The 9,037-nt window shown below is 50.6% G+C and carries 13 protein-coding genes and 1 pseudogene; 5 read left to right on the top strand and 9 right to left on the bottom strand.

From position 1 onward, the window contains the following. Nucleotides 1-52: 52 nt before the first annotated feature. From DW947_RS21760 to DW947_RS20810, 5 genes and pseudogenes are all read left to right on the top strand, one after another. Nucleotides 53-145 (top strand): annotated as a pseudogene (locus DW947_RS21760) (recombinase); the annotation flags it as partial. An 84-nt stretch (nt 146-229) separates the two neighbouring features. Continuing rightward, complete coding sequence (locus DW947_RS20785; protein ID WP_118107942.1) at nt 230-760, top strand: ORF6N domain-containing protein; 531 nt, start codon at nt 230-232, stop codon at nt 758-760. 634 nt (nt 761-1,394) lie between these two features. After that, nucleotides 1,395-1,928: an antirestriction protein ArdA gene (locus DW947_RS20800; protein ID WP_118107946.1), complete on the top strand. Its 534-nt coding sequence runs from the start codon at nt 1,395-1,397 to the stop codon at nt 1,926-1,928. 77 nt (nt 1,929-2,005) lie between these two features. Next, on the top strand, nt 2,006-2,224 hold the full coding sequence (locus DW947_RS20805; RefSeq protein ID WP_118107948.1) for a DUF3873 domain-containing protein: 219 nt from the start codon (nt 2,006-2,008) through the stop codon (nt 2,222-2,224). Between the two features lie 15 nt (nt 2,225-2,239). Further along, a complete protein-coding gene (locus DW947_RS20810; RefSeq protein WP_118107950.1) occupies nt 2,240-2,722 on the top strand; it encodes a DUF6956 domain-containing protein in 483 nt (160 codons plus the stop codon). 219 nt (nt 2,723-2,941) lie between these two features. On the opposite strand, the gene DW947_RS20815 is transcribed toward DW947_RS20810, so the two are convergent. The 9 genes from DW947_RS20815 to DW947_RS20855 all read right to left on the bottom strand — a co-directional run. After that, nucleotides 2,942-3,262, bottom strand: coding sequence for a hypothetical protein (locus DW947_RS20815; RefSeq protein ID WP_118107952.1), 321 nt, complete (start codon nt 3,260-3,262; stop codon nt 2,942-2,944). 6 nt (nt 3,263-3,268) lie between these two features. After that, nucleotides 3,269-3,733 carry a DUF3872 domain-containing protein gene (locus tag DW947_RS20820; protein ID WP_118107953.1) on the bottom strand — a complete coding sequence of 155 codons (465 nt, stop codon included), beginning with the start codon at nt 3,731-3,733 and terminating at the stop codon, nt 3,269-3,271. Nucleotides 3,734-3,746: 13 nt separating this feature from the next. Beyond that, a complete protein-coding gene (locus tag DW947_RS20825; RefSeq protein ID WP_118107955.1) occupies nt 3,747-4,328 on the bottom strand; it encodes a conjugal transfer protein TraO in 582 nt (193 codons plus the stop codon). Nucleotides 4,329-4,331: 3 nt separating this feature from the next. Beyond that, the gene (traN, locus tag DW947_RS20830; protein WP_118441461.1) at nt 4,332-5,267 is read right to left on the bottom strand and encodes a conjugative transposon protein TraN; all 936 of its coding nucleotides are present in this window, start codon (nt 5,265-5,267) and stop codon (nt 4,332-4,334) included. Nucleotides 5,268-5,300: 33 nt separating this feature from the next. Next, the gene (traM, locus tag DW947_RS20835; protein ID WP_118107959.1) at nt 5,301-6,632 is read right to left on the bottom strand and encodes a conjugative transposon protein TraM; all 1,332 of its coding nucleotides are present in this window, start codon (nt 6,630-6,632) and stop codon (nt 5,301-5,303) included. Further along, entirely contained in the window at nt 6,610-6,906 is a 297-nt protein-coding gene (locus DW947_RS20840) for a TraL conjugative transposon family protein (protein WP_118107960.1), read from the bottom strand. Before DW947_RS20840 ends, traM begins: the two co-directional genes overlap by 23 nt. Nucleotides 6,907-6,910: 4 nt before the next feature. Next, nucleotides 6,911-7,534, bottom strand: a complete 624-nt coding sequence (gene traK, locus DW947_RS20845; RefSeq protein WP_118107962.1) for a conjugative transposon protein TraK — start codon at nt 7,532-7,534, stop codon at nt 6,911-6,913. Nucleotides 7,535-7,554: 20 nt separating this feature from the next. Beyond that, entirely contained in the window at nt 7,555-8,550 is a 996-nt protein-coding gene (gene traJ / locus DW947_RS20850; protein ID WP_118107964.1) for a conjugative transposon protein TraJ, read from the bottom strand. Nucleotides 8,551-8,569: 19 nt separating this feature from the next. Continuing rightward, nucleotides 8,570-9,037: conjugal transfer protein TraI (locus tag DW947_RS20855; RefSeq protein WP_119958620.1), on the bottom strand; the 468-nt coding region annotated here is incomplete at its 5' end.

Below are 9,037 nucleotides of genomic sequence, written 5' to 3' on the forward strand. Positions count from 1 at the left end.
GTAAGCGAAAACCTACCGCTGTAAAGCGGAAAGGCGTTGTTTGCCGAGCCTACGCATCACCAACAGCAAGATAGGCAGCGATATGCAGGGGCTTGACAAGAAGTTTATCGGCATCGAGAAGATTTACAAGGAAGTCGCCATGTAATCTTGATTATTGGGAACTGGTCACAATTTGTGACCAGTCCTTACTATTATTCCAACATTGCTAAATCTCCTAAAATATACGATTATGGACTTGCAGATTATCCAAAACAAGATTTTTGAGGTCAGAGGTTGCCGGGTGATGCTCGATTATCATTTGGCAGAACTCTACCAAGTGGAAACACGAGCCTTGAAGCAGGCGGTCAAGCGCAATATCGAGCGTTTTCCGGGTGATTTTATGTTTGTACTCACCCAAGAGGAAGCTAACTTGCTGTTATCCATAGGGGTATCACAAAATGTGATACCCCCTGATTACAACTTCGGCGTTGCTATGCCTATGGCTTTCACCGAGCAGGGCGTAGCCATGCTTTCTTCGGTTCTCCGCTCCAAAGTAGCCATAGAAGTAAACATTTCAATCATGCGGGCTTTTGTCCTCATGCGCCAAATGGCAATCGGTTACGAGGAACTGTCAAGGCGCATCGAGGAACTGGAGGTAAGCACCGATGCGCAGTTCAACGAACTGTACCAAGCCCTTACCCAGCTTCTAAGCCAGTCGAAACAACAGAAAGAACGCTGTCCGGTAGGTTTCGTTACCTATAACCGTGACAAAAACGAATAGGTAACGATTTCGGTAACGAAATTCCGCCTAACAAACTATATACCAATGAAGTACATTCTTCCACCTTGCGGGCAGTCTACCGACTACCCGCATTTTTTTATATCCTTTTCCAACTGGCACATTCCCCGAAACGCCAACCGTGCGTGGCATGGCTGACCGTATTCCGTGAAAAGAGCCGTTGGAAACCCGCACAAGCGTATTGCAAGCAAGCTCACAACACCCTTGCCTTTCCCGCCCGCATGGAGTGTTCCCTAAAAGATGAAAGAGAACAGGCACTTTTCCCCTGTTTCCCTATCTGTAAATCTTCCTCTTACGCAGTCCCCCAGCCGGGAGAGTCGTTTTAATCATTTCAATAGGCAAAGGTAGTTACGTGTTCTTCACGATTTTGCAAGGTCGAGCCGTTCCGGTTTGGCGAAAAAATCTTCCCTGCCTTGCGAGGTATTTTTTGCCCAAAACCTTGCAAACTCTAAACACTACCCTTTTACGCCTATGTGAAACGAAAACGACCGACCCGACCGGAAGACGCATAAAAAAAAAGTCGGATTTACGGGAAACAGGAAAAAAGTTCAGTGAAACTTCAACTCCCTCACCTCTCAAATCCGCATAAAATTAAAAACTTAAAAATTACAGCAATATGGAAGCAAAGGTATTATCGGAAGCAAAAGTTTATGTAGGCACTTACGCCAAGTACAACAACGGTTCATTGTCCGGCGCATGGCTCGACCTTTCGGACTATTCGGACAAGGAAGAATTTTACGAAGCCTGCCGGGAACTTCACAAGGACGAGGAAGATGCGGAATATATGTTTCAGGATTACGAGAATATCCCGGAAGCCCTGATTTCTGAAAGCTGGATTTCTGAAAACTTCTTCGCCCTGCGTGATGCGGTGGAGGATTTGAGCGACACCGAGCAGGAAGCCTTTTTCGTGTGGTGCAACTATAAAAGCCATGATTTGGGCGAGGAAGATGCGGACGACCTTGTACGTGATTTCCGGGATGAATATCAAGGGGAATATGACGATGAAGAAGATTTCGCCTATGAAATTGTAGAGGAATGTTACGACCTGCCGGAGTTCGCAAAGACCTATTTCGATTATGAAAAGTTCGCCCGTGACCTTTTTATGTGCGATTACTGGTTTGATGACGGCTTTGTGTTCCGTGCGGCATAACAACCAATCCGGGCGGGGTATCAAAGCCCTGCCCACTAAAAACGACCAAGTTTATAACCCTAAAAAAATAAGACATCATGCAGTCACTTAACAAAAACGGGGTGAGCATCACCCAAGCACCGGGAGAAGAAAAGTTCGTGAAATGCCGTTTAGGGGCTTTCAGGGGACAGATTTATTATCAATATGACTACCGCCATACCGATATGGAACTTTTCAGCACGGTAGCCAAAACGCTGGACGAGTGCCGCCGCAGGCGTGACGGGTGGATAGCGAAAAAAGAACGGAGTAATAAATAAGTAAATTTTAGGGACATGAAAACGACAGAAGTAAACAAGGAGCTTATCGGCAGGCGTTGCGAGTGCATTTTTACGGGCTTAATGGTAACGGGCGTTATCGAGGACACAGAAGAAAACGAACACACCATAGAGGTAAAAGTCCGTTTCGACCACCCGCACCAGTGGGGCGATGATTTGTATAATGATGTGTGGGCGTGGGGGCGCAAAATAGACGAGTTCGGCACGCTGCACCATTTGCAACTGTTGGAGGATAAACCGGACTTTCAGATAATGACGGTAGTTTTCGGCGAGCCAATCAGCCGGATAGACCGCAGTGTTTTTGAAGATGTTGCAACGTGGGGTGTCTGTTCCCTGCAAGGCTGGGTAAACAGCTATGAAAGTGTCCGGTTTGTAGCCATAGACGACCATACGGCAATCATCACGGGCGAATATAACATGGAGCAGGTAAAGGTGTGGTTAGAGAGATACACGTCCATAAAGAGCCTTAAAACCAGTTGATAGAGAACGGCGGCTGTTTGCCGCCGCCACTTTCTTTCGTGAGTGCCGGAAAATAAAGTGGCAAAGAAACCCGCCCTGTTCCCTAACATGAAAAGTCCACCCGCCGAACTATCAGCGGGTGGACTGCCATAACATACGCATTGCGTATCATTCCCTATTTGGTGTCCCCTGTCTATCGTTGCTTTTCACGTATATATGCAACCGATAAGGAAATAAAATCTATAAATCTTCATGTTGGAAGAATTTTACACCAAGTATGCACACGGTTTCTTCTTCCTCGATGTCATATTTCCATGTCCGCTTAGTGACAAGCATTTCCGTGTCGCAATCGAACCATACCATTACGGGCGCATCATCTTCTTCGTCCGCCCATTTGAAAACCTGATTGGACGGTATTTTCCACAATTCAGCACTGTCACGTTCGGAAATGCAGCCCTTATCCACAATGATGATGTCACCTACCGCCGGAACTATATCCGTTTCCAACGTGGTTTCTATATACCACGAGATACCTTTTATATCCAATTCTATTTTTACCATGTCATTTTATTGTTTAGGGGTTATCGTTTCCGTTTCTTCCTTGCTGTTGTCATTATTGAACGATAGCGAAAGTTGCTGCATCTGCCCGAAGCTGTCGATGATATAAATGTCAATCGTCTGCTGGTCGGTCGATGCCGAGGTATAATAGAGCCTGAACGTATCTTTCTCCAGCGGGTAAAGGTCATTGGGCAGGAACACCGTGCCGTTATCCATTTCCAGCTTCCCTTTGCCGTCCGGCTGGAAATACCTTATCTGATAGGTAGTCGGCTGGTAGTAACCCTCACGCACCAGTCGGCAGCGTATCTCGGCGGTTTCCCCGACTTTCAGCCTTTTGGGTACTGGCAACGTTTCGATGCCGAACGGGTACGCCTGCTGAATATCCAAGTTGTCATTACAGGCAGTGACAAGTACAAGGGCGGCCACGATGCAGCAGCCCATGATGATTTTATACATTACATTCTTCATATACATTATTATATAGCGGTCAGTTGATAATGAATTTCAGTCCCAAAGATACTTGCGTGTGGAACTTCCCGATGTCCGAGCCGAACAACGCCCGTTCCCTTGCGTTCAGTAGCAGAGCCACCTGGTCAGTCAGGTAGGCTTCCAGTTCCAGCGTCAGCGCACCGCCGTAGATGAAGCAGTCCTTATCCAGCAATGTAGAGCCGTCCGGCAAGAGCTTTTCGCTTCGGTTGCTTGTTTCGTACCCGGCGAGAGCCGACAAGCCCAATGAAAGGAAAAAGGTCTTTCGCCTGTCCGATAGGAATTTCAGGTAATAGCCGCCCTCTGCGGTGAACTGTTCGACTGGTATTCTCATATCCTTGTAGTCATACTTCTTGTGCAGGTATTCGCCGCCAATCACCCAGCGGTTTGCGTTCTTGGTGTAAACGCTGTACGCTGCCCCGATGTGGTAGGCAAAATCACTGCCAGCGTTCCAATGCACCCCGTCCGTCATGCCCGCCGTGACCTGCAAGCCTTTCATGCCCGGCAGGTATCTTTGTGCGTGTGCCTGAAACGAGGTCAGGCACAGCGCAAAGAGTATCATTATAAAGATATGTTTCTTCATTCCCTACTTGATTTTTAGTTCGTTAATCACTTCTGCGTTCACGATGTCGGCGTTCTCCACCCGGATAACCTGATGCCGCCCGCCGTTCTTCTCGTAGAGTTCCACGACCAGCAGCTTGTCGTCAGGAATGGTGAACTTCGGCAGGGCGTACACCGTGCGCACGGTCGTTTTCCCGGCAATCTCTATCACCTCGTTGTAGCTGCGTACCGCATCCAGCACCGTTTCCTGAATAGCCGTGCGCTTGGGTACTTTCTTATCGACTATCTTAAACTTGATGAAGTCGGTATCGAAAGGCACGTTGGAACTGTTCTTTGTCTGCGTGTGTACGTAGAGCATCCCGTTATAGGTGTAAATCCCCTTGATTAAGAACTGTATGCCGAAACGCTTGCTACCCAAATGGCGCACTTTCCGGTCATTGTTCTTGTAGATGCTCTGCATTATCAGCTTCACCAGCAGCGGGCTTTCATTACCTAATTCCCGGAAATAGATGTTCATGCGTGTATGCGAGAAATCGGACGTATCTTCATTTTCCAAGAAGTCTTTCATTTCGATATTGAGCATTTCCGGTTCACGGGCGTACTTGGCGTTGAACGAAAAGAAACTGCCGTCCTCGCAGATAACGGAGAAGTTCGTTTCTCCCGGAAAGCCCTCTGTCGTGGCTTTCACCCTGATTACGTTCTCCGCACCGTCCGCCTTGCCCGCTATGATGTGGTTGCTTCCCAAATCGACATAGCGGACGGCGGCGGGGAAGATGATATGCACCGTCTTGGCAAAGGTCACTTCCACGCCGTAGGGCGTAACCATTTGGCGGTACGGGAGTTTCCGGGTAATCCCCCGGTACAAGTCGTTGCCAGCCGCATACTTCACGGTGTCAGCGGTTTGTGCGTTTGCCGCACACACGCCCAGCAAGAGGGCGAACAATCCAAAAATCTGTTTCATTGCTAATTGAAATTTTAACGGTTGATAAAATGGTTATTGTTGTTTGGCATACAGCATGACTTTATAGCCTGCTTTCAGCTTCACTTTCACGGTTCGGAACTTCTTGGCGAGGTAGCCGGACGTTCCTTGCAGCAATCCCCTTGTCACGTCCATAGCCACCTGCTGCCCGGCACTTTGGGCAAAGGAAATGCTTGTACCCAGCCCGCTTCCGATATTCGCCATAGCTTCGTTGAACGCTTCCTGCTCCATAGAGGACGGTACGGAAAGCCCCTTTTGCCCGTCCGTGTCGAACACGGCGAGTTCCACCGGGATGATGTTGCCAGCGTACTCAATCGAGGACACCAGTATGTCGAGCCGTTCGCCCTGCACCTTTGCCGTTCCCGCCACAAGGGTATTCTTCGGCACGACTATGTTTCCCGCCTGCATGGGTTCGAGCAACCGGAGTTTCACCGCCTGCCCGTCCACCAGCGTTTGGTCTTGGTGTATGCAGGCGGCTACCGTGTTCTTTCCCATAGCGTACCCCGTGCCTACCGCCGTGTTGAAGCCGTAGTTTCGTGGCTGGCTGTAAGCCCGGATGAAGTCGGCATCGCTCATGGGCTGCTGCAATCTCGAAACGGTCGTTTCCCGGATAGCCTGCACCGGAATAGCCGGAGTGCCGATACCGCCGCCGTTCTGCCCGGCTGTCGGTATTTGGGCAATCTGTCCCCTTTGTCCGTCCTGCCCGTTCATGTACTTTGCCGCCAGCTCGTAGGACTTTTCCAAGAGTGCCATTTGGTCGTCAGCCGTAGGCGTGGCGTTCTGCTGCTGTTTCAGTCGGTCGGTCAGTTCCGCCACCTGCCGTTTCAATTCCTCTTTTTCCTCGTCCACAGGGGGCGTTTCGTAGAACGTGCTTAACTGGCGGTTGATGTCCCGGTAAGCCGCCCGTGAAGAAGCACCGCCGCCCCTTTGTGGCTTCGGATCTTCTTCCGGCATCAGGTTGATTTCCTCTTGTGGTTCTTCCGTATCATCGTCCAGCGTGAAACCGAAGTCCTGCAAGGACTGTATCTTGTCCTGCTGTTTGCGGCTCATCATTGCCTGCTCGTAAGCCTTTTGCTTGTCGGCTATAATCCCGTCCTCTGCGGGCAGGGGTATGTCGGCATTGAAGCCGCCCACGCTTTCCACATTCACGTCCTCTTTGCCGGAGGGTGCGAATATCAGGTACATGCACCCTGCAAAGGCAAGGAACATCAGCGGGAAGACTATCATTTTCCTGCGCTGCTGCACCTGCTGCGGGGTAAGTTCCCGTTTGGGTTTATCTTCCTTTTTCGGCTTCCCGTCCGCCTGCGGTACGGTCGTGCCGTTCTCATTCTTCTGTACTTCTTCCATATTGCGGTCTGTTTAACGGGTTGATACTTTTGGTTGTGTCATTGCCGTGCAACGGCAGTTGTCTGATGTGTTCTATTTGCAGCCTTTGCCCGTCCCGTTTCCCGATATTGTAGATTGATGAAACGGTGATGTAGATAGACAAGCCGCCGAAAAAGAAGAACATCACGAGGATAACCGCCAGCCTTTTGCCCGGCGTAATCCGTCCGCACATTCGGCGCAGTCGGTCGTCCGCCCAGTCCCGCACCTTTCCGATGTAGTTTCGTTTTCTTTCCATAAGGCTATCTCTTAACGGTTTGCAAATCCTTGTTCTCGGTAATGGTGAACGCTTCGATGATGAAGCCGTGCGGGTTGTTGTCGCTCCGTGTGGCGTTAAGCAGGCGGCACGAGGTGACAAGGCTTCGCACCGTCAGGCTGCTTTCCCGGACAATCAACTGGCGGGCATAGGTGTTCACCTTGTAGGGGTACTGGTCGAAGTCGCACTTCACGCTGTCAATCTCCACCGTCTGCGTGACGTTTCCGGAAATCACCCGGTTGTAGTAGCCCTTTTCCGCCAAGTCCTTGTAATAGTTGAAAGCGGTCTTGTCGGCGAGAAACAACGAGCGTTTGATGTTGCTTTCGATAGCCCCCTTTTCGGGTGATAAGGTGAAGAAAAGTTCGTGGAAACGCCGCACGTGCGACTTGGCTTCCACGGGTCTGTTCTGTGCCATGTCCTGCGAGAGTGCCAGCATCAGGCTTTTGCCGTTGTCGAGGACGTATATCTTCTGCCGTTGCTTTTCGGCGAAGCTGTACGAGTTCCACACGGCGAAGCCCGTCACCAGTGCGCACAGGCAGATGAATACCAGCGCAAAGAGCCGGATTTGCCGGAAACTCGTTTCGATGTTCGTTAATGACTTAAATTCCATATACTAAATATTGATGTTGGTTATTTGAGTAGTTTCCCGGTTACTTTCCCGCTTGCCGCACCGACCGCAGCCCCGGCGATTGAACCAGCCCGTGCCACGTTGCGGTTATAGGCAGACGTACCGCCAGCCGACACTATCCAGCTTGCCACCGTTGGAATGGTGAAGTAGCCCACGATGCCGATAATCATAAAGATTATATACACGGTGCTGCTCCCGTCCGGGATGAAATCCGGGTCTGAAAGCTGCCCGATGTCTTTTTGGAGCATCAGGGTTTGTATGCGTGCCAGCACGCTGCTGAACAAGTCCGACACGGGTAGCCACAGGTAAATGGAGATATAGCGTGAAATCCACCGGGTCAGCGTGCTTTGGAAACCGTCATAGACGGAAATCGCAAACGCCAGCGGACCCAGTATGCTTAACACGATTAGGAAGAACGTGCGCAGCGTGTCTATAATCAGCCCCGCCGCCTGAAAGAGCATTTCCAATAACTCCCTGAACCAGTCCCGGACGGACTTCTTTATATTATAAGCCGTCCTGTCCATGTACATGCCCGTCATAGTCACCATGTCGGAGGGTGACCAGCCCAGTTCTTCCAGTTGTCGGTCAAATTCCTCGTCCGATGCGAGGTAAGCCGTTTCGGGGCTTCGCATCAGGGCTTCATATTCCAGTCGGTCTTTCTGCGCCCGGTACTCGTTCATGTCGAAAGTCTGCGTTTCCATAAGCTGGTTGCACCCTTTCACCACTGGCGACAATACCGTGTTGATAGTCCCCAGCACGAAAGTTGGAAAAAACATGATGCACAGCCCCAGTGCAAAGGGACGCAGGAGCGGGTACACGTCTATGGGTTCGGCATGTGCGAGCGACTGCCACACTTTGGCGGCTACATAGAACAAAGCTCCCAGCCCGGCTATCCCTTTGGCTACCCCCGTCATGTTGCTGCACAAGGGCATCATTTCATCGTACAGCACCCGCAACACTTGGTGCAGGTTGTCAAAATCCACCGCTGCTAATAACATAGGCATACCGATTTATATGTTACCAGTAGCGTTCATCCGCCGAGCCGTAGAGAGCCAGCACCCGGTCGGTGTCGTTCTTCTTCTTCGCCCGCAGGTAGGACACGGATATGTTCTTTCGGGTGTAGTAGTTCACGAGGTTGCGGTAGTTGAGCAGGCTTTTATAGGCGTTGTTGATTACCGCCAGCCTTTCGGCATCCGTCAGCGACATGCCCGTCACGTTCACTACATTCTTCAAGTCCTGCAACACGTCCGCACTTTCGGAGAGCAGCTTTGCGTACCCGGCTGAAATGGCGGTGAGTTCATCCGGCGTGTAGTTCGGGTCTGCCAGCATGTTCTGATAGTTTCGCACGTAGATTTCGGATATTTCCGCCACCAGCTCAATGGACTTCTTCACCTTGATGCCGCCCTTGACAACATCGTGTACCGCTTTGAGCGGTAGGCTAAGCATCCAACGCCCTGCCGTATTACTACGGTGGGTTTTCGGAAG

Source organism: Bacteroides sp. AM44-19, from assembly GCF_003603395.1.
GTDB classification, from domain to species: domain Bacteria; phylum Bacteroidota; class Bacteroidia; order Bacteroidales; family Bacteroidaceae; genus Bacteroides; species Bacteroides uniformis.